Raw genomic sequence first — 23137 nt, forward strand, 5'->3', positions numbered from 1 at the left:
ATGCACGGTGTTTCGAGATCTTATTGCTGTGTGACGGGCAGCAAGCTGCGTACTGCGGTTGTCAGGGCTTCAACCGATTCGCTATCCGATGCCAGAATCGAGGCCTTGCCATCGGCGTCGAAAATATAAATGCCCCGGCTGTGGGCCACTTCGTAGGCGTCGGGGTTGTCGGCGCGTGGCTTTTCGATTTGGTAGGCCACCCGGTAGCGGCGTGCAACTTCGGCTATTTGCTTTTCGCTGCCCGTTAGCCCAATAGCGTGCGTATCAAATGCCTGTACATAGGCCTGGAGCTTTTCAGAGGTATCACGGTGCGGGTCGACACTGATGAATAGAATTCGTACGTTGTCGGCTTGGTCGCCAAGCCCATGCATGACCTGTGAAAGCTGCGCCATGGTCGTGGGGCAGATGTCAGGGCAGCTTGCATAGCCAAAGAACATCATGACCACTTTGCCTTTGTAGGTGGCTGCCGTAACAGGCGCTTCGCCCGGGCCGACCAAGCTAAAACGCAAGTCGGGCAAAAAGCCCCGGATTTTATGTACTTGGGTTTCGCGGGGGGTGTCGGCTAGCGCCGGGTCGCCAGGTAAAGCGTTGGCCAGTGCCTGGTTGGTGGCCAATAGGCCGGCGGCCGCAATCACGGTAAAGATAGCGGTAGAGACAAAACGTTGTACATTGCCTTTTAGCGAAAATTGCATGGTGTGACCCTGATACAAGTAAACGAGGTGAAACGGCCGCAGGGGCGACGTCGTTACGCCGGTTGTGCGTTATCGGCAGCGGATTCGGACATGCCGCTATGCCGTAGCAGTGCGTCGACTTGCGCATCGCGGCCACGGAACGCACGGAACGATTCAGCCGCCGGACGCGCACCGCCAACCGCCAGTATCTCGTCGCGGAAACGGCGGCCGGTTTCGGCGTTGAGCGTATCGGGTTCGCCGGATTCGGTGGTCAGGGCAGTTTCTTCGAATGCGGCATAGGCATCGGCCGACAAGACCTCGGCCCACTTGTAGCTGTAGTAGCCAGCCCCATAGCCGCCGGCAAACAAGTGCGAAAAATTATGCGGGAAGCGGTGCCATTCTGGCGGGAAAAGCACGGCGACTTCGTTACGTACTTCGTTGAGGGCTTGCATGACGTCGGCAATAGGCAGGCCGTTGGCTTGATTGTGGATGCGCATGTCGAACAGCGAAAACTCAATCTGACGGACAGTTTGCATCCCGCTTTGATAGTTGCGTGCGGCCAGGAGTTTGTCGAACAAGACGCGGGGCAAAGGTTCGCCGGTGCTGACATGCGATGACATCTGTGTGACGACTTTCCATTCCCAGCAAAAGTTTTCCATGAATTGCGAGGGCAGTTCGATTGCATCCCATTCGACGCTGGCGAAGGCGGACGCGCCGGGGTCATCGACCATGGAGAGCAGGGCATGCAGGGCGTGGCCGGCTTCGTGGAACAGGGTGATGACGTCGTCGTGCGTAAGCAGCGCCGGTTTGCCATTGGCTGGCGGCGTGAAATTGCAAGTGAGGTAGACCACAGGCGTTTGCAATTGCCCGTTGGCACGGCGGCGGGTTCGTTCGCTGTCGACCCAGGCGCCGCTTTGCTTGCCCTGGCGTGCGTACAGGTCGAGCATCAAGTGCCCGCAGGGTTCGCCATCACGCAGTACCTCAAGCACGCGCGCATCGGGGTGCCAGGCCGTCAGGCCGGTATCGCGCACCTCTACGCCGAACAAGGTTTTGGCAACACCAAACAAGCCGGCTACGACGTTGGGCTCGGTAAAGTATTGTTTGATTTCGTCTTCGGAGTAGGCATAGCGCGCTTCGCGTAAGCGTTCGGAGACATAAGCGTTGTCCCAGGGTTCGAGTCTATCGATACCCAGGGTTTCGCGTCCGAAGGCCTGCAACTGAGCCAGATCGCGTTGTGCATGAGGTTTTGCTTTCGCTGCCAGTTCGCGCAAAAAGTTGAGCACCTGGTCTGCGTTGTCGGCCATCCGCGTTTCGAGACGCATTTGGGCGAAATTGGCAAAACCCAGGAGCCGAGCTTCGCGGGCACGCAAGTCAAGCAACTGTTCGATGAGCGGGGTGTTGTCGAAACGGGTATCGCCTTGCTCGGAGGCAATTGTGCCGTAGGCACGGTAAAGCGTTTCGCGAAGGCTGCGGTCTTTGGCGTACTGCATGACTGGCAGGTAGCACGGCATTTTCAGTGTCAGGCGCCAGCCTGTTTGGCCGTTCTTTTCGGCATCGGCCTTGGCGGCATCGCAGACATCGGCAGGGATGCCTTCAAGGCGTGCGGCGTCTTCGACAAGAAAAAACCATTGGTCAATGGCGTCGAGTACGTTTTCAGAAAATTTTTGCGAGGCCTGGGCTTCGTCGTCGCAGATTTGGGCATATTGCTCGCGTGCCTCGCCCTCGAGTTCAACGCCACTTAGCCGGAAGTCGCGCAGCGCCAGTTCGATAATGCGTTGCCGCACGGGGGGTAATTGTGCAAATTCCGGGCTGTTGTGCAGGCGCTGGTACTGGGTGTACAGGCCTTTGTGCAGGCCAATCCAGGTCGAGAATTCGGTGACTAACGGCAGGCACTGATTGTAGGCTTGTCGCAGTTCCGGCGTGTTGACAACGGCGTTCAGGTGGCCTGCAACCGACCAAGCGCGCCACAGGCGACCCGATACGGTTTCAACCGGATCGATCAAGGATTCCCAGGTGGCGGGGGTTTGCGGCGATGCCGCTTGTTCAATGGCATTGCGCGTTTCTTCGATAAGCGTCTTGACGGCCGGCTCGATGTGCGCGGGTTGAACCACGGCGTAGTCGATCAGGGTGTCGATGGGAACGAGCAAAGGATTTTGATTCATGAGCACAACGAAGAGAGGATTGCAGCGGCTGCGTCAGCCTGCCAGCGGCGGACCAACGCAGATGACATGCAGTTTAGACACGCAAGCCGGCAGAACGTTCCGCGGCTTCGAGCGTATTGACGAGCAGCATGGCGATGGTCATGGGGCCGACGCCGCCTGGGACAGGAGTGATGGCGCTTGCGACCTGGCTGGCCGATGCAAACTCGACGTCGCCTGTCAGGCGGCCGTCGGGCAGTCGGTTGATGCCGACATCAATGACCACCGCGCCTGGCTTGACCATGTCGCCGGTAATCATTTCGGGGCGACCAGTTGCCACAACCAGGACATCGGCCCGGCGCGTTTGGGCGGGCAGATCGCGCGTTTTTGAGTTGCAGATGGTGACCGTGGCGCCTGCAGCAAGCAAGAGCATGGCCATGGGTTTGCCGACGATGTTACTGGCGCCGACGACAACGGCTTCGGCGCCGCGCAAGGCGACGCCTTCAGATTCGAGCATCTTCATGATGCCGTAAGGCGTGCAGGGACGAAATAGCGGCTGACCTGTCATGAGCAAGCCGGCGTTGCTGATGTGAAAGCCATCGACGTCTTTATCGGCCGCAATGGTTTCGATGACTTTGGCAGCGTCGAGGTGTGCGGGCAGGGGCAATTGAACCAAAATACCGTGAATGCGCGGGTTGGCGTTCAAGCCGCGCACGACGTCGAGCAGGGCGGTTTCGGTGATGTCGGCCTGCAGACGGATGACTTCGGAATGTAGCCCTGCCTTTTCGCAAGCTGCAGCTTTATTGCGAACATACACACTGGATGCCGGGTCTTCCCCTACAAGCACAACCGCCAGACCCGGGGTAAGGCCATTGGTCTTCAGGGTAGCGACGCGCTGGGCGACCTCTTCTTTGATGGCGTTTGACAGCAATTTGCCATCGATAATACGAGCCGTCATACGTTTCCTTCGGCACCGGCCAGTGCAATTTTCATTAAGTCGGCAACCGTGGTGACCTGGAGTTTTTCCATGATGTTCGCGCGGTGTGCTTCGACGGTTTTAATACTGATGTTCAGGTCGCCGGCAATTTGCTTGTTCAGGCGGCCTGCGACGATCCGCTCGAGTACTTGTTGTTCCCGCGTGGTCAGTCGGCTAAGCACTGCCTGATGATTCTTTTGTGCTTGTGCTTTAGATGCGCGCTCGGTGGCTTGTTCGAGCATGCGCGCAACAATCGTTCTTAGGTCGGATTCGTTGAAGGGCTTCTCGAGGAAGTCAACGGCGCCCTTTTTAATGGTGGACACCGCCATGGGGACGTCGCCGTGGCCTGTAATGAATACGATCGGCAGGGGCGAGTTGCGTGCAATCAGCGCCTCTTGCAACTCGAGACCGCTCATGCCGGGCATACGTACATCGGCAATCAGCACACCGACCTGATCAGGGTCGTAGGAGTCTAGGAAGATTTCGGCGCTTTCGAAGGCCTGGACTTGGTAACCGTTGGCTTCGAGCAACCAGCGCAACGAGTCACGGACGGCCTCGTCGTCGTCGACGATGAAAACGGTATCGGAAACAATTGTGGTCATGCTTGCAACTCCTGGTGATTCTCTGGCGGGTTGGGCTCGTTTTGAGCGGCACGAGGCAGGGTGAACCTGAAAATCGTACCGCCATCGGGGTTGGCAACCGCCCATAGGCGACCGTGGTGCGACTCGATGATGGTACGACAGATGTTCAAGCCCATGCCCAAACCTTCTGACTTGGTACTGTAAAACGGTTCGAAAAGGCGCTCGGGGTCTTTCAGGCCGTGCCCGCGGTCGATGACCGCGACTTCGACAATGGTCGATTGATTGGATACCACGACATGCAGCGTGCGATATTCGCTGTGCTCCATGGCCTCGACGCCATTTTTCAAAAGGTTCAATAATACCTGTTCGATAAGAATGGGGTCGGCCAGAACGTCGGGCAGGTCATCGGGCAGGTGTTTTTCGATCACTACCTGTCGCTTGCGGGCGTCGATTTCGGCAAATGAAATGGCGTTGTCAAGGATACGGTTGACGGGCACACGCTGGCGGCGCGGTTCGCTGCGTTTGACGAATTCGCGGATGCGGCTGATGATTTTGCCTGCTCGTTCAGCCTGTCTTGCGCCTTTTTCTAGGGCATCAAGCAGGGTTTCTGGAGAGGCCTTGCCCGCTTTGATCATGGCCACCGCCGCCATGTTGTAGTTGGCAATGGCGGTTAGCGGCTGGTTCAGCTCGTGCGCCAGCGACGATGCCATTTCACCCATGGTGGTGAGGCGGCTCGTGAGCTGAATTTTTTCTTGCTGTATGCGGGATTCTTCTTCGTGTGTGCGCCGTTCGGTGATGTCTCGGGCCACCTGCAGCCTTACGCGTCGGCCATCCGTCCAGGCCAGCATGCGGTGCTGCACTTCGAACCAGCGCTGCGCTGAATTGGAGTAAGTGTCGATGGTTTCGTCGGTGAAGCGCCCCAGGCGCCCGCCCAGCAGTTCGCTGTGCCCGGCCGATTGCGCACCGAAAAAGCGTCGGTAGGTACGATTGGCAAACAGAAGCTCAAGACCGTCTGGGGTGTCGGCTACGACCGAAATGGCGTCGTCGAGGCCCTCGAGCACGGTCATGAAGCGTTCGTGTGCGGCCGTCAGGGCCTCGCGAATGCGTTTGGGCTCGGTGATATCGGTCATGGACGTCATCCAGCCGATCTGGTCACCGTTGTGGTCGCGCAAAGGCGATACATACATGCGTGCAGTAAAGCGCGAGCCATCGCGCCGTTGGGCTTCAATTTCAAGGCCACTGCTTGGGGTGCGTCCGGACAACAGCAGGTCAAGTGTTTCTTGATGTTCGGCGTGACGCCCTGGGATCCAGTACGGAAAGGGCGTGGTGCGCCCGATCAGGTCGGCTTCGTTCCAGCCGATCATGCGACAGAACGCAGGGTTGACGTATGCAATTCGTCCTTGCATGTCGAAAACGCGCATCCCGGTGGACATGGAGTTTTCCATGGCGCGACGAAAGCCGGTTTCGGCCAGCAGTGCGGCTTCGGCCCGGGTACGAAAGCGGGTATAGCGCCACAAGGCCAGCAGACTGACCACGATAACCAATGATAACGCCACCACCAACATAAGCAGGCGCTGCTGGCGGACCTCCTGGTCAATAGTGACAAACATGACGCTGTCGTTCTGGATGCGCTGCATCCAGAAAAACGCCCCCATAACGCATAGGTACAAGATCAGGACAATGAAAGGCGTCAGCCAATAAAGGCCGCGTCGCTTTTGCGCCTGCTCGTAAAACGTCGTTGGAATGAGGGACTTTCGGGGAGGTGTGGCCATAGTGGTAGATGTACTCGACGCGGCTATTTTAGCCCTATGCATAATCCTTTGTTTTTCACATTATAAAAACTCATGCCATAAAGTGAAATTTCGCTTGATCAAAGCTGAACACTTTCCTAGAATGGCTGCAGTCTTACGCCAAGGTCGCGGGTTTTCGCGCGTGTAAATTACGTGCTACAACGGGTTCACGGCTTTCATCAGGCTAAGTTTCACATACAACACACAGGAGACTTCTAATGTCCTCTCTTGAAAAAGTCGGTGCCGCGTCGCAAGCCGATATTGACGCTGTCGAAACCCAAGAATGGCTCGAAGCGCTTCAGGCTGTTCTTGAACAAGAAGGCCCCGAACGCGCCCACTTTTTGCTCGAACGCCTGATTGATCTGGCGCGTCGTTCCGGCGCTCATATCCCGTTTTCGCCCAATACCGCGTACGTCAACACCATCCCGCCCGGGCTCGAGCCTGCACACCCTGGCAATCTGGCCCTCGAGGCCCGGATTCGCTCGTATGTGCGCTGGAACGCCATGGCGATGGTGGTCAAGGCCAATCGCCATTCGCCACCTGACGGCGGTGACCTTGGCGGTCACATCGCTTCGTTCGCCTCTTTGGCTACCATGATCGGTTGTGGTCAAAACCATTTCTGGCATGCTGAAACAGAAGATCATGGCGGTGACCTGGTTTATTTTCAGGGCCATAGTTCGCCCGGTGTGTATGGCCGTGCTTTCCTCGAGGGTCGTTTAAGCGAAGATCAGCTTAACAACTTCCGTCAGGAAGTTGACGGCAAGGGGCTGTCTTCGTACCCGCACCCCAAGCTAATGCCCGATTTCTGGCAGTTCCCGACGGTGTCTATGGGCCTTGGGCCCATCATGGCAATTTATCAGGCTCGCTTCCTTAAGTACCTGCATGCCCGTGGCATTGCCGACACCAGCAAGCGCAAAGTCTGGGTATTCTGCGGCGACGGCGAAATGGACGAACCCGAATCGCTCGGCGCCATCAGCCTGGCCGCACGCGAAAAACTCGACAACCTTATTTTTGTTGTTAACTGCAACCTGCAACGCCTTGACGGCCCCGTGCGTGGCAACGGCAAAATTATTCAAGAGCTTGAAGGCGATTTCCGCGGCAGTGGCTGGAACGTCATCAAATTGCTGTGGGGCGGCTACTGGGACCCGCTTTTGGCGCGCGACAAAGAAGGCATTTTGCGCCGCATCATGGAAGAAACCGTCGACGGCGAGTATCAGGCATACAAGGCCAACGATGGCGCCTACGTACGCGAAAAATTCTTTGGCAAGCACCCCAAGTTGCTGGAGCTGGTCAGCCGCATGAGTGACGAAGATGTCTGGCGCTTGAACCGTGGCGGTCACGACCCGCACAAGGTTTATGCGGCCTTCAGTTCGGCCGTCAACCATAAAGGGCAGCCCACCGTCATTCTGGCCAAAACCATCAAGGGTTACGGCATGGGTCATGTCGGCCAGGCCAAAAACCCCTCGCACCAGCAGAAAAAGCTCGACCTCGACACCATCCGCGAGTTCCGCGACCGCTTCAATATTCCGGTGCCCGACGACCAGCTCGAGGCTTTGCCTTACGTTAAGCCGGCCGAAGACTCGCCCGAGATGAAATACCTGCACGAACGCCGTCAGGCGCTGGGTGGGTACCTGCCCAAGCGTCGCCCGCGGGCCACCGAACAGTTCAAGGCCCCCGCGCTGGAGGCGTTCAAGCCTGTGCTCGAACCCACCGCCGAAGGCCGCGAAATTTCGACTACGCAAGGTTTTGTGCGCATTCTTAACCAGATTCTTCGCGACAAGGCGTTGGCGCCACGCGTTGTGCCTATTCTGGCCGACGAGTCCCGTACGTTCGGTATGGAAGGGTTGTTCCGTCAGATCGGTATTTATGCTCCCGAAGGTCAGAAGTACACCCCGGTCGATAAAGACCAGGTCATGTACTACAAAGAATCTGCCGACGGTCAGTTATTGCAAGAGGGTATCAACGAAGCCGGTGCGTTCAGCTCCTGGATCGCGGCGGCCACGTCGTATGCCAGCAATAACCGCATCATGATCCCGTTCTATATCTACTACTCCATGTTTGGGTTCCAGCGTATTGGCGACCTGGCTTGGGCGGCAGGCGATATGCAGGCACGCGGGTTCTTGCTGGGAGGTACCGCAGGGCGCACTACGCTTAACGGCGAGGGCTTGCAGCACGAAGATGGCCACAGCCATATCATGTCTGCGCTCATTCCTAACTGCGTGTCCTACGACCCTACGTTCGCGCACGAGCTTGCGGTCATTATTCAGAACGGCCTCAAGCGCATGGTAGAAGACCAGGAAAATGTCTTCTACTACATTACCGTCATGAACGAGAACTATGCCCAGCCTGGCCTGAAAGCCGGCGACGAAGAGGGCATTATCAAGGGCATGTACAAGCTCAAGAGCAATGGCAGCGACAACGACAAGTTGCGCGTCCAGCTTATGGGTTCGGGCACCATATTGCGTGAAGTCATTGCCGCACAAGACATGCTCGAGAAAGACTGGGGCGTCAGCTCCGACATCTGGAGCGTGACCAGCTTTACCGAGCTGCGTCGCAACGGTCTTGATTGCGAGCGCCAGCGTTTGCTGCGCCCCGATGCGAAAGATCTGCCCACACCTTACGTTACGCAACAGTTGCAAGGTACCAAAGGCCCCATCGTGGTCTCTACGGACTACGTCAAGCTCTTCGGCGACCAAATCCGTCCGTTCGTACCCGACAACCGCCGTTTCACAGTGTTGGGTACCGATGGTTTCGGCCGTTCCGATTTCCGCGCCAAGCTGCGCGAACACTTTGAAGTCGATCGTCGTTTCGTGACGGTGGCTGCGTTGCGTTCGTTGGCCGACGATGGTTTGATCCCGCTCGAGAAAGTCGCAGAAGCGGTCAAGAAATACGGGATCAACCCAGACAAAGCCAACCCACAATACGCCTGATCAGGGAGACGACATGAGCAACCTCGTCGAAGTTAAGGTACCCGATATCGGCGACTTTAACGATGTAGAAGTTATTGAAGTATTGGTCGCCCCGGGCGACACCATTAAAGAAGAGCAAAGCCTGATTACTGTTGAGTCCGACAAGGCCTCGATGGAAATCCCGTCAACCGCAGCGGGCAAGGTCAAGTCCGTTAAGGTCAACGTGGGCGACAAGGTCAAAGAAGGCTCTCTGATTCTTGAGCTCGAGGCTGCCGAGCAAGGGGCTGCGTCAGCCCCTGCCGCCAAACCGGCTGACGACGTGCGTGCTACGCAGGCGACTGCACCCGTAGCGGCTTCTGCTGCGCCGGCCGCAGCTTCGGTGCCTGCAGCGGCAAGTCGGTCCGTTGTGGTCGAAGTCCCCGATATTGGCGATTTCCCTGAAGTCGAGATTATTGAGGTGCTGGTGGCCGAGGGCGACACCGTAGCGGTTGACCAAAGCCTGATCACAGTCGAATCCGACAAGGCGTCCATGGAAGTGCCGTCTTCTCATGCGGGCGTAGTGACGGCCATCAAGGTAAGGGTGGGTGACAAGGTCAGCAAGGGTTCGGCGCTGATTGAAGTCAAAACTTCGGGCGAGCCGGTTGCTGCAGCCAGCGCCGCTTCGCAAGCGGCAAGCGCGTCTGAGGCAAGCGACACGAACAATAGTGCTTCCCTGGCCTCTGGCGCCTCGACAGCGACCTCAGTAGCCGTGCCCGACCAGGCCCGCCCCGCGGGCGAACCGCCCGCGCGTCCCTCGCCAACCGAGGCCTATGGCAATGATCGGCCACTGAACAAGTTGCCGCACGCGTCGCCGTCGGTGCGCAAGTTTGCGCGAGAACTGGGTGTTGACCTGACGCGGGTTGGCGGCAGCGGCCCGAAAGGCCGTATTGTCATTGATGACGTTCGCGGCTTCGTCAAGCAGGCCTTGGCAGGTGGTTCAGCGCCGACCAGCTCGGCTTCGGGTAGCGGCTTCAGCGTAATCGATTGGCCCAAGGTTGATTTTGCCAAATTTGGTCCGATCGAATCGCGCCCGCTATCGCGTATTAAAAAGCTGTCGGGTGCGAATCTGAGCCGCAACTGGGTCATGATCCCGCACGTTACTAATAACGACCTTGCCGACATTACTGACCTGGAAGCTCTGCGCGTTCAGCTCAATAAAGAAAATGAGAAATCGGGGGTCAAAGTCACTATGCTGGCCTTCCTGATCAAGGCATGTGTGGCTGCGCTCAAGAAGTTCCCCGAGTTCAATGCCTCGCTTGAAGGCGATAACCTGATTCTCAAGCAGTATTACCACATTGGTTTTGCGGCCGATACGCCCAATGGTTTGGTTGTGCCGGTAATTCGTGATGCCGATAAAAAAGGTATTTTCGATATTGCAGCCGAAACCTCCGAGCTGGCCAAGCAGGCGCGCGACGGTAAGCTGTCGCCCGCTCAGATGCAAGGGGGCTGCTTCTCCATTTCGTCGCTGGGCGGTATTGGCGGTACGTCGTTTACACCCATTATCAATGCGCCAGAAGTGGCCATTCTGGGTGTCTCGCGCTCCAGTCATCAACCGGTGTGGGATGGCAGTGCGTTTCAGCCCCGCCTGATGTTGCCGTTGTCGCTCTCGTACGACCACCGGGTCATCGACGGCGCATCGGCGGCGCGTTTCAACGCGTATCTGGGCAGCCTGCTGGCTGATTTCCGTCGTATCGCGCTATAAGGGATCCCATGAGCAGCGTAGAACTGAAAGTTCCCGACATTGGCGATTTCGCCGAGGTCGAAGTCATCGAAGTGCTGGTGAATGTAGGTGACACCATCAAGGCCGAACAAAGCCTGATCACGGTCGAGTCCGACAAAGCGTCCATGGAAATTCCGGCCGAGCAGGGCGGGGTTGTGACCCGGATCCTGGTCAAGGTGGGCGACAAGGTCGCTGAAGGGGCGGCGCTGATGCAGATCGATGCCGCCCAAGGCGCCGCCGACACTGACAAAGCGTCGGCTTCCGCCGCAGGCCAAGCTGCTGCGCCAGCCACAGGCGCAACGGCTGAAAGAAACACGTCAGCTCAAACCGGGGCATCGTCAACGCCGGCTAATGTGTCGGTTGCGTCGGCTGCATATGCTGGTTCCGCTGATATCCAATGCGACGTCGTGGTGCTCGGGGCCGGGCCCGGCGGTTATTCTGCGGCCTTCCGTGCCGCCGACTTGGGGCTGTCCGTCGTACTGGTCGAGCGCTATGCCACCTTGGGCGGGGTTTGTCTGAATGTAGGGTGTATTCCTTCAAAAGCCTTGCTGCACACGGTCGGCGTGGCAGAAGCGGCCCAGTCGCTGGCTTCGCATGGTTTTTCGTTTGGTAAACCTGAAGTCGACCTTGATGCCTTGCGCGCCTATAAAGACGGTGTGGTGTCTAAGTTGACGGGTGGGTTGGCTGGCATGGCCAAGGCCCGTAAGGTCAAGGTTGTGAACGGTAACGGCCAGTTTGTCGACCCCAACCACTTGAAGGTCACCGATGCCCAGGGTAATGCTCAGGTCGTCAAGTTTGCCTCGGCCATTATTGCGGCCGGCAGTCAGTCGGTAAAACTGCCTTTCCTGCCTAAAGATCCTCGTATTGTCGACTCGACGGGCGCGTTGCAGTTGCCCGCCGTGCCTCAAAAAATGCTCATCGTGGGCGGTGGCATTATCGGCCTCGAAATGGGGACGGTGTATTCCGCCTTGGGTGCGCGTCTCGATGTTGTCGAGATGCAGACCGGTTTGATGCAAGGCGCCGACCGTGACTTGGTCAAAGTGTGGGAAAAAATGAATGCCCATCGCTTTGACAACATCATGCTCGAAACCAAAACCGTGGGCGCCGAAGCGCGTGATGATGGTATTTGGGTAACCTTTGAAGGTAAAGGCGCGCCCAAAGAGCCACAACGCTACGATTTGGTGTTGCAAGCCGTAGGGCGCACGCCCAATGGGCGCGCTATTGGTGCCGAAAATGCTGGTGTTGCGGTGTCCGATCGCGGGTTCATTTCGGTTGATCGTCAAATGCGCACGAACGTGCCGCATATTTTTGCGATTGGCGACATCGTCGGCCAACCCATGCTGGCGCACAAAGCTGTGCACGAAGGGCATGTGGCGGCTGAGGTTATTGCCGGCCAGAAGAGCTTCTTCGACGCACGTGTCATTCCGTCGGTAGCTTATACCGACCCTGAAGTCGCATGGGTTGGGTTAACCGAAGACGATGCCAAACAACAGGGCATTGCCGTAACCAAGGGGTTGTTCCCCTGGGCGGCGTCGGGTCGGGCGATTGCCAACGGGCGTGACGAAGGGTTTACCAAGTTGCTGTTCGATGCTGAAACCCATCGTATTGTGGGCGGAGGTATCGTGGGTACCCATGCGGGTGACCTGATCGGCGAAATTGCGTTGGCCATCGAAATGGGCGCCGATGCCGTCGATATCGGTAAAACCATCCATCCGCATCCCACCCTAGGCGAGTCTATTGGTATGGCGGCCGAAGTGGCCCATGGTTCTTGTACCGATCTTCCGCCGCCTCGGCGCAGGTAAAATAGGTTTTTTTTGGCGTTAATACCTGCTATGTTGCAAACTCCCACCACAGCCAGTTCATTAAACGACTGGCTGGCTTATCTTGAAAGTGCCCACCCCAAAGCCATCGACATGGAGCTGACACGCATCCAGACGGTGGCCCAGCGCATGGGCGTCGATGCGCCGGGCTTTGTCAAGATTACGGTGGGGGGCACCAACGGCAAGGGCTCAACTTGCGCCATGCTCGAGGCCATTTTATTGGCAGCGGGTTACAAGGTTGGGTTGTATACCTCGCCGCATCTGGTGCACTTTAACGAGCGCATCCGGGTTAATGGTGCAAGCGCCACCGATGCACAAATTATTCAGCAGTTTGACCGCATCAATCAGGCCCGGGGCGACATCTCTTTAAGTTATTTCGAATACGCCACGCTGGCCGCTTTACTGCAATTTGCTGACAGTGAAGTCGACGTCGCCATTCTGGAAGTAGGCCTGGGCGGGCGACTAGACGCTGTCAATATCATTGACAGTGATTGCGCCATCATTACCAGCGTCGATATCGACCATACCGAGTGGCTGGGCGATACCCGCGAAAAAATTGGTTGGGAAAAGGCGCACATCTATCGTAAAGATTGTCCGGCGATTTGCGCTGACCCTGTTCCTCCGCAAACGCTGGTTGACTACGCCACCGAACTTGGCGCCGACTTATGGCTGTTTGGTCGCGATTTCAATTATTCGGGCGATCGTCAACAATGGGCTTATGGCGGGCGTAATCAGCGGCGCAGCGGTATGGCGTATCCGGCGTTGCGCGGCGCGAATCAGTTGCTTAATGCCAGCGCTGTATTGGCAGCGCTTGAAGCCCTGCGCGACCGTCTGGTCGTGCCGCAACAGGCCGTTCGTATTGGTCTGGCGCAAGTCGCCTTACCGGGACGCATGCAAATTTTGCCCGGTACGCCGGCCGTTGTGCTCGACGTTGCGCATAACCCGCATGCGGCGGCTGTGCTGGCGCAAAATCTCGACAGCATGCCCTTTTACCCTTACACGCATGCGGTAGTGGGTATGTTTACCGACAAGGCCATTGACGAAACCCTGGCCAAGTTGGCGCCGCGTATCGATCACTGGTATTGCGCGACCCTTGATGGCCCGCGCGCCGCTACAGCCCAGGCGATGGCCGAGCATATTTATAAAGTCATTGGTCCTCAGGAAGGCAAAGACGAGCCCGTGACTGTTTCGATGTTTGACAATCCGGTTCAGGCTTTTGCTGCGGCACAAAAACAGGCGGCCGACAATGATAGAATTCTTGTGTTTGGTTCGTTTCATGCGGTTGGACCGGTTTTAGACCATCTTGGCCGCAAAGTCAGCTAACGTCACTACGGGTCGTCATGGGGTTTTTCTCTAAAGGGTCTGATTCAAGCGCCGGGCGTCGTACGTCTGTACGTCCGGCCGAAGCTCAGGCCAACGAAATGCGCGTTCGCGCGCGTCGGCGCCTTGTCGGTGCGTTGGCCCTGGTTGTGGCAGCAGTTATTGTGGTGCCCATGCTCATCGATACCGATCCGCCACCCGGCGGTCCGGTCAGCCCCATTGTGGTGCCTGCAGTCATGCCGCCGCCTGATCAGGCTTTGGTTGACCTGGCCAATGGTGCACAAGGCGGTAAGCCGGGCGCAATTACTATCGAACAGCTTCCCGAGCCTGAAGCACCGCAAGAAGGTGCCGCAGCTACCGCCGGTAGTGCAGGGACGGCTTCGTCTTCTTCGGTCGCTGGATCTGCTTCAGGGGCCAGTGCCTCAACGGGCACTGCATCGACAGCGTCCGGGGCGTCAGCACCTGCAGGTACGTCTTCGTCGGCACCGACCGCAGCGCCGACCCAACCCGCCGAGCCCGCAAAAACCCCACCCGCGCGTCCCGATAGCCGTACCGACGACGGGGCGGTTGCCCTGGCATTGCTCGAAGGTAGGAAACCTGCTGCAGCTGCGTTGTCAACGCCGTCGCAGTCTGGCCAATTCGTGCTTCAGATTGCGGCCTACACCACAGAACAAGACGCCATCGCGCGTCGAAACAAGCTTTTTGAAGCGGGCGTTACCAACGCGTTTGTTCAGTCGGCTACGGCGGGCGGCAAGCCTACGTTCCGCTTGCGCGTCGGCCCGTTCCCGTCTCGCGAAGCGGCTCAGGCGGCACAAACCCGCTTGCGTGCGCTGGGTTACGACAACGGCTTTATCTCAAGCAAGTGACCAGCTTCGACTACATCGTGTTGGCCATATTGGCTGTGTCGGGGTTTTTGGGTCTACTGCGTGGGCTGGTCAAAGAAATTCTATCTCTCATTGCCTATCTGGCCGCTTTTTTAGCGGCCATTTGGTGGGGGCCGCGTACTTCGGTGTGGCTGTCGCCTTTCATTGTCAACGACTTGCTACGTACTGCCGTGGCTTACGCGGCCGTCTTTATTTTGGTCCTGCTATTGGTAGGCCTGATTAATGTAACGCTGGGCACATTAATTAAAAAAACCGGCCTCACACCGGCAGATCACGGCCTGGGTGTCGTGTTCGGCGTTTTGCGTGGTGCCTTGATTGTATTGATTTTGGTGTCTTTGGGCGGTTATACCGACCTGCCTAAAGAACCGTGGTGGCGCGATGCCCGCCTGTCGCCGGTTGTGGTGCAGGGGGTGCAGGCCATTAAACAAATGTTGCCGCCATCTTTGGCGGCATGGTTGCCTTACTAAGTTTTATTTCAGGAATCAGTCATGTGCGGAATTGTTGGGGTTGCCGGCCGTAACCCTGTGAACCAGATCATTTACGACAGCCTGTTGCTACTGCAGCACCGCGGTCAAGACGCTGCAGGTATTGCCACGTCGTATGATCAATTTTTCAGCATGTACAAAGCCCATGGGCTGGTACGTGATGTGTTTCGCACGCGTAATATGCGTTCGCTGCCTGGCAACAGCGGTCTGGGTCAAGTGCGTTACCCCACGGCCGGTTCCAGCGACAGCGTCGACGAAGCCCAACCCTTTTATGTCAACGCTCCCTTTGGCATTACGTTTGTTCATAATGGCAACCTGACCAACTGGCGCGAGTTGCGCGAAGAACTCTTTCGCATCGATCGTCGCCACATCAATACCAACTCCGATTCCGAAGTCTTGCTGAATGTGTTTGCGCACGAACTGCAAATGGCGGCAACGGGTGCTTCTCTTGATGAAAGCGCCGTGTTCAAAGCGGTTTCGGCAGTGCATCGGCGTGTCAAGGGTGCGTATGCCGTGATTGCGCAGGTGGCCAGCTTTGGCATGGTGGCGTTTCGCGACCCTTACGGCATCCGCCCCTTGTGTTTAGGTGCTCAAGAAACCGACAAAGGCGTCGAATGGATGATTGCGTCGGAGTCAGTGGCGTTGTCAGGTTGTGGGTTTAACTTTGTGCGTGACATCGCTCCGGGTGAAGCCGTACTGATTGATCTTGACGGTAATTTAAGCAGCCGCCAGTGTGCCGATAACCCGCAACTGGTGCCTTGCCTGTTCGAATATGTTTACTTTGCGCGTCCCGATTCGCTCATGGACGGCGTCTCGATTTACGATGCGCGCCTGCGTATGGGCGAATATCTGGCCGACAACGTCGCCAAGTCGTTGCGTTTGGGCGAGATCGACGTTGTCATGCCCATCCCCGATTCTTCACGCCCCTCGGCGATGCAGTTGGCGGCGCGCCTGGGGCTAAATTACCGCGAAGGCTTTATCAAAAATCGCTACGTGGGCCGCACCTTCATCATGCCGGGGCAAGCTGTACGCAAGAAGTCTGTGCGTCAAAAGCTGAACGCCATCGACATGGAGTTCAAGGGCAAAAATGTATTGCTGGTCGATGATTCGATTGTGCGCGGTACCACCAGTCGCCAGATTGTTGACATGGCACGTGAGGCCGGTGCCAACAAAGTGTTTTTCGCTTCTGCAGCACCGCCTGTGCGTTTCCCTAATGTTTACGGTATCGATATGCCCACGCAATCCGAGCTGATTGCTCACGAGCGCGATGCCGATGCCGTCGCCCGAGAAATCGGTGCCAACGGCCTGGTGTATCAAGCATTGTCCGACCTTGAAAGCACCTTGTCCGACTTGAACCCGGCCATGCGTACCTTTGAGTCGTCTTGCTTTAACGGGCAGTACATCACTGGCGATATCGATGCCAGCTACCTTGAGCGCTTGAGTCAGACGCGCGGCGGTGCTGTACCTTCGGTTGACAACCAGGGTACGGGTAGTGACGACAGTTAATGCAATAGCATCGAATTATCGCGCTTAGTATTTCTAGAAAGCGTCATTTAATGCCCCCAAGAACACAGGTTCTTGGGGGCATTTTCTTTGGCCATCCATGTGCGGTCTTCGGGCAATTGCCATCGGATAATGCTTACTTGCTTGCGATCAGGGTGAACCCTAATGGATGATTCTCTTCACGATGTATAAAATATGAACATATTGTTCATAAATGAACTTTTTGTCGTAAGGGATAAAAATCATGGCACAGCGTATTGGCATTTCAGGGGCAGGCATTGGCGGTTTAACGGCGGCCATTGCCCTGCAAAAAATGGGTAAGACCGTTGTTTTGTATGAACAGGCGCGCGAATTCGCGCGTGTCGGGGCCGATATCAACCTGACGCCCAATGCCGTACGCGCCCTTGATGGTCTGGGCGTTGGCGATGCTTTACGTAAAACCGCTGCACGTCCTACGTTTCGCATCAGCCGCGATGGTGTCACGGGCGAAGAAACTTCACGTATTGAAATGGCCAATGCAGCACAGCAAAAATATGGCGCGCCCCAGCTCACCATGCATCGGGCTGATCTGATGACAGCGCTTGAAAACGCGGTTCAGCCTGGTTCGGTGCAGTTCAAAAAACGGGTAAAAACGGTTGAGCAACGCGACGGCAAAGTACACATCGGCTTTGAAGATGGCAGTCAGGACACCGTCGATGTGCTGATCGGGGCTGACGGCATTCACTCATCGGTACGCACAGCCCTGTTTGGGCCCGAGCAGCCTGAATTTACCGGCGTGGTCGCATATCGGGCTGTTGTCCCCACCGAAAAACTGGCCGGACTGCCCGATCTGGATGCTTTTACCAAGTGGTGGGGGACTACACCCGAAGTGCAAATCGTAACTTTCCCGCTGAATAGTGGAAAAGATATGTTCATTTTTGCCACCATCCCTCAAGAAGGCTGGAATCTGGAATCATGGACCGCGCCGGGTGATGTCAGCGAGTTCCAATCGTTGTATGCGGACTTTCATCCGCAGGCGCGCGCGTTTCTTGATGCCTGCGACACCGTGTTGAAGTCGGCCTTGTATGTGCGTGACCCGTTGCCCAAATGGTTTGACGGCCAATGCGTGCTGATGGGCGATGCCTGCCACCCCATGATGCCCTTTATGGCGCAAGGCGCAGGCCAGGCGATCGAAGACGGCGTTGTGCTGGCTCGGTGCCTGAATGATGCACAGTTCGCGACCGTGCCTGAGGCGCTGCAGGCCTATCAACAGGCCCGTCACGAGCGAACCGCGCAGATACAAATTGGTTCACGCGGCAATAATTGGCTGAAGGCGGGCACCAACGCTGACTGGGTCTATGCCTATGACGCCTGGTCAGTACCTTTGGTCGCACAGACATAAACTATGGCTGAAGATAACGACACGTCTACCAATGCGCTGGTCACCCCCGTAATAAGGGGCTTGCGCCTGCTCGAATACATCGCGCAGGGCGGTAATACGCAAAACCTCAGCGAAGTCGGGCGTCTGATCGATGTTAACCGGGTGACCGTCATGCGTTTGCTGGCTACGCTCGAGCACGAGGGCATGATCGAAAAATTGCCCGGAGGCGGACACCAGGTGGGGCTTCGTTACTTGACGATGTCGGCAACGGCATTGGCGGGCCACGATCTGGTCGCGGCGGGGCGGCGTGTCGTGCGCGATTTATGTCAAACCTTGGGTCTTGCGGCCTATCTTAGCCTGCCCGATGGGCAAGATATCGTTTACGTTGTACGTGAAATGCCGCCGGCCGGGTTGGTTAGCCTCATCACCATAGGCAGTCGGGTTGCGGCACATCGTGCGGCTCCGGGGCAAGCGATACTGGCCGCCCGACGTGCAGCAGACGGCGGCGGCGTCAGCAGGCTCGCATCGTCGGCAGATATCTCGCCCGAAAAGTTGGCCGCGCAGCTGGACGACATAGCCCGCAGTGGCGTCGCCTGGAGTCATTCGGGGTTGGAGCAAGGCATTAGCGCGTGCGCGGCCGCTGTTTTAGGGCCTGACGGCCAACCCGTTGCCGCGCTGAGTGTGGCTGGGCCATCGGCTCGGTTCGATGACCCATCGGTACAGGCGCAAGTGGGCCAAAAAATCATGCAGTCCGTTCGGCAACTGTCGTCAATTTCAAATATTTCGAGCGTTCAGTGACATTGATAGTTCGCGTGCCGCCGATACCACTTTGGCGATAAGAATATCGCGATCAACGTCGGGGATATGGACGGCAGGTACGGTAAGCCCAAGGGCGGCCGTTACCTTGCCGGTATCATCAAATACCGGGGCGGCAATGGTCGAAATATTCGATTCGAAAAAGCCTTCTTCCAGCACATACCCGCGTTCCTTGTCAGTTTGAAGCAAGCGAAACAAGTCGTGTACGGTCGCAGGCGTGTTTGGGCCGTGAGCTTGCAAACGCTCTTCAGGGTAGAGCCGTTGCAATTGGTCGAGGGTGTGGTGGCTAAGCAGTACCCGCCCCAGCACCGTGGCGTGTGCGGGCAGTCGGGTGCCAATGTGAACCGAGCTGCTGAATACCGAGGATGGCGCCACTTTTTGCACATAGACAATGTCGCGCGCATCACGAATTACCAGATTCGACGAGTAACCGGTTTCGTTGCGCAAGCGCTCAAGAATAGGGCGGCTTAAATCGGTAATGCTCAACGAGGCCAGATATTCGAAGCCTAGTCTTAGCACGGCGGTGCCCAATTGATAGTCTCTACCGTTGTTCAGACGTTCGACAAAACCCAGGTTTTCCAGGGTAACCAACAGCCGGAAAACGGTCGTGCGTGGCACCTGTAGCCGGCGTGCCAGGTCTGGGGCTGTCAGGGTCGGCGTTTGTCGCGAAAACTCGGCAAGTATGCGTAAGCCGCGTTCAAGCCCGGGCACCGAATATTTTTCGGTCTTGTCTGTCTCCGCGGCTTGCCCGATGGTCAAGGGTTCTATTGCAGCCATAATTATTTGTTTTATATATGAACTAAAAAGCGGCATTGTCCTATAGAACAATGCCGCCAGCAACCGCGCCCGGAACAGCGGGCGCACAGCCAAAACTATTGACCCGGTTCAGTTACGGGTTGCTTGACTCATGAAGACGTCAAGACGGGCGAAGGCGTCTATTTCGATGGTCAGGTTCGGGAACGCAAACCCTTTGACTTCGACCAAGGTCGAGCAGGGGAAAGGCGACTTGAACCAAGCCTGACGTACTTCCGACACGACGCCCTTGTCGTTGATATCGGTGACATAAATCACCAGTTTGTAGATGTTGTCCAGACTACCGCCGGCGGCAACCAGCATAGCCTGGATTTTTTCAATAATGCGAGTAGCCTGGGCATGGGTGGATAAGATGTTGCCCTGGGCGTCGGTAGCCGGATTGGCCGTGACGCCCGAGATGACAACTTCATTGCCCACGACCAAGCAGTTTGACCAGGTCGCGTTCGGGGGCTCGGGTGCCTCGGGCACCACGACATGCCTGACCGAGAGGGCGGCTGCAAGGGTCATTTATTTCACACCGCGTGCCAGTTGTTCGGTGGCCAGCTTGCGCAACTGACGACGGACACGGGTAATACCGACGTCGTGTTGGTACAGGTGCTCGCGCTGGTTGGCGTCGGGTTCCATTTGTTCGAGCACGACCCGATCCTGCTCAAGCACGGCCCAGTGGCGCGCCTCGAGGCGGTTTTTGTACAAGAAGCGCCACGCATCGCGCTGCCAGCCCGAAACCTTGCGGGTGCGCCAGTGAAATACGGCGGCAATGTTGGGGGCAATGGGGGTGTAGCAACCAATAATGCCGAAGTTACCGCCAGGGCCGCCGGTTTTGGGGTAGGGGATCTCGAGGCGCAGCCAGTGCAGGCCGGTGTCCGCCCATTCAGACCAGTCGAAGTTGACGTCGCGTTGACCGGCTTTTTCGAAGATGACGCCGTGGTCAGTATCGCGCAACTGGAACTGAGCCGAACGCGAACCGACCGACATGCTGTGCGATTGCTTGTGCAGGTAAGTGCCGTGCATCGGGTCCATGACGTTGTCAATCACGTAGCGGTAGTCGCCGCGCCATTCGGTGTAGCACAGGAATGACGAGTACTCGTCGGACACGAGTTGCTCTGGCAGGACCAGTGGTGGCGGTTCGTCGATGTTTTCCGACGAATTGAACATGAAGATGACGCCGTTGCTTTCTTTCAGGTGGAAAGCACGCGTAGGGCGGGAGCCTTCGAGCTTGCAGCCTGGGCTGCCAGGCACCGAAACAACAGTGCCGTCGCTGCGGACTTCTACGCCATGGTAGCCGCAGGCAATTTTATTGCCCAGTGGAATACCGAATGACAGCGGTGCGCCGCGGTGCGGGCAATGGTCTTCCAGACAGTGAGGATTGCCTTCGGCGTCGCGCCACAGCACCAATTTGTGGCCTAAACGGCGCAAAGAAATGGGCGTTTCTTTCACGAAATCCGACGGACAGATAGCGTACCAAAGGTCTTTCAGGCCATCGGTCAGGATCTTCTGGATAGCCTCTTCGTTGTTCGCAGTGTTGGTTGCGTTAGCAGTGGTCATGAGTCGTTCCTGTTGCAGATTATTCGGCGGCCAGGCGGCTGAGTTCAGCAGCCAGCACCTCGGGCGTCCAGAGGTCGGTGGTGAGCGGTTGCGGGCCCTGCGCATTCAGGAATTCAACCAGCGGCTCAAGGGTGTCGATGCCCGACGCAAAGGCGCGTTCGAGCGAGTCGCCCAGCAGGTTCTCGTAGGCGGTGGGCTCTTTTGTGCGGGCCTGGTGGGGTTCCAGGTAGCAAGGCGTGAGGTAGCGGTCTAGCATTTATTGGCCTCCGTTGCGTACGCGTTCTTTGATCCGTTCGCGCACAGGAATAAAGTCATATGTGGGAAAACATTCGGTAGTGAAAACACCCCAGGCCGAGCGTTCGAGCTCGACGTTGACGATGGGGAGCAGGTGCGGCGGCACACGCAGCGTGACGATTTGCCCGAAGCCCATGGCGACCGTCCAGGACACAATTTCAACGCCCTCAGGCGGGAAGCGATCCCACCATTCGGCCGCTTTAAGCTTACCTTGGATGGTGTCGAGATTCTGCGATTGGTCGTGTTTTAGAAAGACCGTTAGCAGGGTGGTGTCGGCAGACATTAAGGACTCCGGTTAGGTGTAACGACGAAGCATATCTTTGCGTACAATGACTGGCTTCTGCGTTTGTTCCATATATTAAACGACGTTTTATTTTTAGGTAGTTTAGGTCTGTGTCGATGGGTGAGCTATTGGTATAAACCCCTAAAAATAGGTGGCGGTAATTTATAAGTATTTGAAAAAAATCGAATATTTTTATACTCAAGATCAAAAAAATAATGACATTTTGCGTTTATTTTGCGCTTCATTTCACCTGATAAAGGGTTATCCCTAATGTATTAAGATGAGCTCAAGCGATAAAGTTTGTTCAATTCACAAAACGCCAGTTCATATATAAAACGCATTGTGCGTGTCATGAGTCCTGACTCAACGCCTTAATGCGCTATCAAGGAGCCCGACCTAATGGTTGAAATTGAATTCCGAAACGTGCGCAAGTCGTTTATCGACAAGCAAACCTCAAAGCCCATTACGGCGGTCACCAATGTTTCGTTGTCCATCCAGAAGGGCGAGGTCGTGTCGTTGATCGGGCCGTCGGGTTGTGGCAAAAGCACGTTGCTCAATATGGGCTCGGGGTTGTATGCCCCGACCGAAGGCGAGGTTTACGTCGCAGGCAAGCTGGTGACCAAGCCTGTACGCGAAGTGGCGTTCATGTTGCAAAAAGATTTGTTGATGCAATGGCGCACCATCGAAGATAACGTGGCGTTGGGGCTCGAGATCGCGGGTGTGCCGCATGCCGAACGCATGAAAGTGGCGCACGAACTGCTGCACAAATGCCACCTTAAGGGTTTTGAAAAACATTATCCCTATCAGTTGTCTGGCGGCATGCGCCAGCGTGCGGCTCTGGCGCGTACGTTAGCGGTAGACCCTCAAGTCATGCTGCTCGACGAGCCGTTCTCGGCGCTGGATGCGCAGACCAAAATGGTGTTGCAGCAAGATCTGGCCGAGATGCTCTACGAAAAGAAACGTACGGCTTTGTTCATCACCCACGATCTGGTCGAAGCTGTTGCGCTGTCCGACCGGTTGCTCGTCATGAGCGAGCGTCCCGGCACAATTATCGAAGAAATCCCCATCGATTTGCCTTTGCGCGAGAACCCGCTTGAGCGTCGAAAAATGGCCGAAGTCGGGCCATTGGTTGGCCGCCTGATGGACTTGCTGAAAATCGGCAAGGAAGAAGCCCTGCACTAAAGCGAGAC

General features: G+C 56.8%; 20 protein-coding genes. 10 read left to right on the forward strand and 10 right to left on the reverse strand.

Annotated features, from left to right (window positions below; genetic code table 11):
- Positions 1 to 20 precede the first annotated feature (20 nt).
- The 5 genes from CHR62_RS07945 to CHR62_RS07965 all read right to left on the reverse strand — a co-directional run bounded on the left by CHR62_RS07945 (position 21) and on the right by CHR62_RS07965 (position 6138).
- Positions 21 to 692 (reverse strand): SCO family protein, encoded by a 672-nt coding sequence (locus CHR62_RS07945; protein ID WP_123660561.1) that lies wholly within the window; start codon positions 690 to 692, stop codon positions 21 to 23.
- 53 nt (positions 693 to 745) lie between these two features.
- A complete protein-coding gene (locus CHR62_RS07950) occupies positions 746 to 2833 on the reverse strand; it encodes a M3 family metallopeptidase (protein ID WP_123660562.1) in 2088 nt (695 codons plus the stop codon).
- 73 nt (positions 2834 to 2906) lie between these two features.
- Positions 2907 to 3767, reverse strand: a complete 861-nt coding sequence (gene folD / locus CHR62_RS07955; protein WP_093970213.1) for a bifunctional methylenetetrahydrofolate dehydrogenase/methenyltetrahydrofolate cyclohydrolase FolD — start codon at positions 3765 to 3767, stop codon at positions 2907 to 2909.
- Entirely contained in the window at positions 3764 to 4387 is a 624-nt protein-coding gene (locus tag CHR62_RS07960) for a response regulator transcription factor (protein ID WP_123660563.1), read from the reverse strand. The genes folD and CHR62_RS07960 overlap by 4 nt, the downstream gene beginning before the upstream one ends.
- Positions 4384 to 6138 (reverse strand): PAS domain-containing sensor histidine kinase, encoded by a 1755-nt coding sequence (locus tag CHR62_RS07965; protein WP_093970211.1) that lies wholly within the window; start codon positions 6136 to 6138, stop codon positions 4384 to 4386. Before CHR62_RS07965 ends, CHR62_RS07960 begins: the two co-directional genes overlap by 4 nt.
- Positions 6139 to 6374: 236 nt before the next feature.
- Between CHR62_RS07965 and aceE the strand changes: the two genes are divergently transcribed.
- The 9 genes from aceE to CHR62_RS08010 all read left to right on the forward strand — a co-directional run bounded on the left by aceE (position 6375) and on the right by CHR62_RS08010 (position 18994).
- On the forward strand, positions 6375 to 9086 hold the full coding sequence (gene aceE, locus CHR62_RS07970) for a pyruvate dehydrogenase (acetyl-transferring), homodimeric type (protein WP_123660564.1): 2712 nt from the start codon (positions 6375 to 6377) through the stop codon (positions 9084 to 9086).
- 13 nt (positions 9087 to 9099) lie between these two features.
- Entirely contained in the window at positions 9100 to 10806 is a 1707-nt protein-coding gene (gene aceF / locus CHR62_RS07975) for a dihydrolipoyllysine-residue acetyltransferase (protein WP_123660565.1), read from the forward strand.
- Between the two features lie 8 nt (positions 10807 to 10814).
- Positions 10815 to 12626: a dihydrolipoyl dehydrogenase gene (gene lpdA, locus CHR62_RS07980; protein WP_123660566.1), complete on the forward strand. Its 1812-nt coding sequence runs from the start codon at positions 10815 to 10817 to the stop codon at positions 12624 to 12626.
- 30 nt (positions 12627 to 12656) lie between these two features.
- A complete protein-coding gene (folC, locus tag CHR62_RS07985) occupies positions 12657 to 13967 on the forward strand; it encodes a bifunctional tetrahydrofolate synthase/dihydrofolate synthase (protein WP_093970207.1) in 1311 nt (436 codons plus the stop codon).
- A gap of 17 nt (positions 13968 to 13984) precedes the next feature.
- On the forward strand, positions 13985 to 14830 hold the full coding sequence (locus CHR62_RS07990) for an SPOR domain-containing protein (protein WP_123660567.1): 846 nt from the start codon (positions 13985 to 13987) through the stop codon (positions 14828 to 14830).
- Entirely contained in the window at positions 14827 to 15315 is a 489-nt protein-coding gene (locus CHR62_RS07995) for a CvpA family protein (protein ID WP_093970205.1), read from the forward strand. Before CHR62_RS07990 ends, CHR62_RS07995 begins: the two co-directional genes overlap by 4 nt.
- 21 nt (positions 15316 to 15336) lie before the next feature.
- On the forward strand, positions 15337 to 16839 hold the full coding sequence (gene purF / locus CHR62_RS08000) for an amidophosphoribosyltransferase (RefSeq protein WP_123660568.1): 1503 nt from the start codon (positions 15337 to 15339) through the stop codon (positions 16837 to 16839).
- A gap of 241 nt (positions 16840 to 17080) precedes the next feature.
- Complete coding sequence (locus CHR62_RS08005; RefSeq protein ID WP_123660569.1) at positions 17081 to 18217, forward strand: FAD-dependent monooxygenase; 1137 nt, start codon at positions 17081 to 17083, stop codon at positions 18215 to 18217.
- A 3-nt stretch (positions 18218 to 18220) separates the two neighbouring features.
- A complete protein-coding gene (locus CHR62_RS08010; RefSeq protein WP_123660570.1) occupies positions 18221 to 18994 on the forward strand; it encodes an IclR family transcriptional regulator in 774 nt (257 codons plus the stop codon).
- Here CHR62_RS08010 and CHR62_RS08015 read toward each other — a convergent pair.
- The 5 genes from CHR62_RS08015 to CHR62_RS08035 all read right to left on the reverse strand — a co-directional run bounded on the left by CHR62_RS08015 (position 18971) and on the right by CHR62_RS08035 (position 21947).
- Positions 18971 to 19789 (reverse strand): IclR family transcriptional regulator, encoded by an 819-nt coding sequence (locus tag CHR62_RS08015; protein ID WP_123660571.1) that lies wholly within the window; start codon positions 19787 to 19789, stop codon positions 18971 to 18973. The two genes, CHR62_RS08010 and CHR62_RS08015, sit on opposite strands and share 24 nt — an antisense overlap.
- Positions 19790 to 19897: 108 nt before the next feature.
- Positions 19898 to 20332: a RidA family protein gene (locus tag CHR62_RS08020; protein WP_123660572.1), complete on the reverse strand. Its 435-nt coding sequence runs from the start codon at positions 20330 to 20332 to the stop codon at positions 19898 to 19900.
- On the reverse strand, positions 20333 to 21370 hold the full coding sequence (locus CHR62_RS08025; RefSeq protein ID WP_093970199.1) for an aromatic ring-hydroxylating dioxygenase subunit alpha: 1038 nt from the start codon (positions 21368 to 21370) through the stop codon (positions 20333 to 20335).
- A gap of 19 nt (positions 21371 to 21389) precedes the next feature.
- Positions 21390 to 21626, reverse strand: coding sequence for a recombinase-like helix-turn-helix domain-containing protein (locus tag CHR62_RS08030; RefSeq protein ID WP_093970198.1), 237 nt, complete (start codon positions 21624 to 21626; stop codon positions 21390 to 21392).
- Positions 21627 to 21947, reverse strand: a complete 321-nt coding sequence (locus tag CHR62_RS08035; protein WP_093970197.1) for a hypothetical protein — start codon at positions 21945 to 21947, stop codon at positions 21627 to 21629.
- A gap of 399 nt (positions 21948 to 22346) precedes the next feature.
- Between CHR62_RS08035 and CHR62_RS08040 the strand changes: the two genes are divergently transcribed.
- Positions 22347 to 23129 carry an ABC transporter ATP-binding protein gene (locus CHR62_RS08040; RefSeq protein WP_123660573.1) on the forward strand — a complete coding sequence of 261 codons (783 nt, stop codon included), beginning with the start codon at positions 22347 to 22349 and terminating at the stop codon, positions 23127 to 23129.
- Positions 23130 to 23137 lie beyond the last annotated feature (8 nt).

It is taken from the genome of Pusillimonas sp. NJUB218 (assembly GCF_003788685.1).
Classification (GTDB): domain Bacteria; phylum Pseudomonadota; class Gammaproteobacteria; order Burkholderiales; family Burkholderiaceae_B; genus Neopusillimonas.

Excerpts from the sequence above, each read along its gene's own strand:
- aceE (WP_123660564.1), top strand. The coding sequence starts at position 6,375 with ATGTCCTCTCTTGAAAAAGTCGGTGCCGCGTCGCAAGCCGATATTGAC.
- purF (WP_123660568.1), top strand. The coding sequence starts at position 15,337 with ATGTGCGGAATTGTTGGGGTTGCCGGCCGTAACCCTGTGAACCAGATC.
- CHR62_RS08010 (WP_123660570.1), top strand. The coding sequence starts at position 18,221 with ATGGCTGAAGATAACGACACGTCTACCAATGCGCTGGTCACCCCCGTA.
- CHR62_RS08035 (WP_093970197.1), bottom strand. The coding sequence starts at position 21,947 with ATGTCTGCCGACACCACCCTGCTAACGGTCTTTCTAAAACACGACCAA.
- CHR62_RS08030 (WP_093970198.1), bottom strand. The coding sequence starts at position 21,626 with ATGCTAGACCGCTACCTCACGCCTTGCTACCTGGAACCCCACCAGGCC.
- aceF (WP_123660565.1), top strand. The coding sequence starts at position 9,100 with ATGAGCAACCTCGTCGAAGTTAAGGTACCCGATATCGGCGACTTTAAC.
- CHR62_RS08005 (WP_123660569.1), top strand. The coding sequence starts at position 17,081 with ATGGCACAGCGTATTGGCATTTCAGGGGCAGGCATTGGCGGTTTAACG.
- lpdA (WP_123660566.1), top strand. The coding sequence starts at position 10,815 with ATGAGCAGCGTAGAACTGAAAGTTCCCGACATTGGCGATTTCGCCGAG.
- CHR62_RS07990 (WP_123660567.1), top strand. The coding sequence starts at position 13,985 with ATGGGGTTTTTCTCTAAAGGGTCTGATTCAAGCGCCGGGCGTCGTACG.
- CHR62_RS07950 (WP_123660562.1), bottom strand. The coding sequence starts at position 2,833 with ATGAATCAAAATCCTTTGCTCGTTCCCATCGACACCCTGATCGACTAC.
- CHR62_RS08025 (WP_093970199.1), bottom strand. The coding sequence starts at position 21,370 with ATGACCACTGCTAACGCAACCAACACTGCGAACAACGAAGAGGCTATC.
- folD (WP_093970213.1), bottom strand. The coding sequence starts at position 3,767 with ATGACGGCTCGTATTATCGATGGCAAATTGCTGTCAAACGCCATCAAA.
- CHR62_RS08020 (WP_123660572.1), bottom strand. The coding sequence starts at position 20,332 with ATGACCCTTGCAGCCGCCCTCTCGGTCAGGCATGTCGTGGTGCCCGAG.
- CHR62_RS08015 (WP_123660571.1), bottom strand. The coding sequence starts at position 19,789 with ATGGCTGCAATAGAACCCTTGACCATCGGGCAAGCCGCGGAGACAGAC.
- CHR62_RS07945 (WP_123660561.1), bottom strand. The coding sequence starts at position 692 with ATGCAATTTTCGCTAAAAGGCAATGTACAACGTTTTGTCTCTACCGCT.
- CHR62_RS07960 (WP_123660563.1), bottom strand. The coding sequence starts at position 4,387 with ATGACCACAATTGTTTCCGATACCGTTTTCATCGTCGACGACGACGAG.
- CHR62_RS07965 (WP_093970211.1), bottom strand. The coding sequence starts at position 6,138 with ATGGCCACACCTCCCCGAAAGTCCCTCATTCCAACGACGTTTTACGAG.
- CHR62_RS08040 (WP_123660573.1), top strand. The coding sequence starts at position 22,347 with ATGGTTGAAATTGAATTCCGAAACGTGCGCAAGTCGTTTATCGACAAG.
- folC (WP_093970207.1), top strand. The coding sequence starts at position 12,657 with ATGTTGCAAACTCCCACCACAGCCAGTTCATTAAACGACTGGCTGGCT.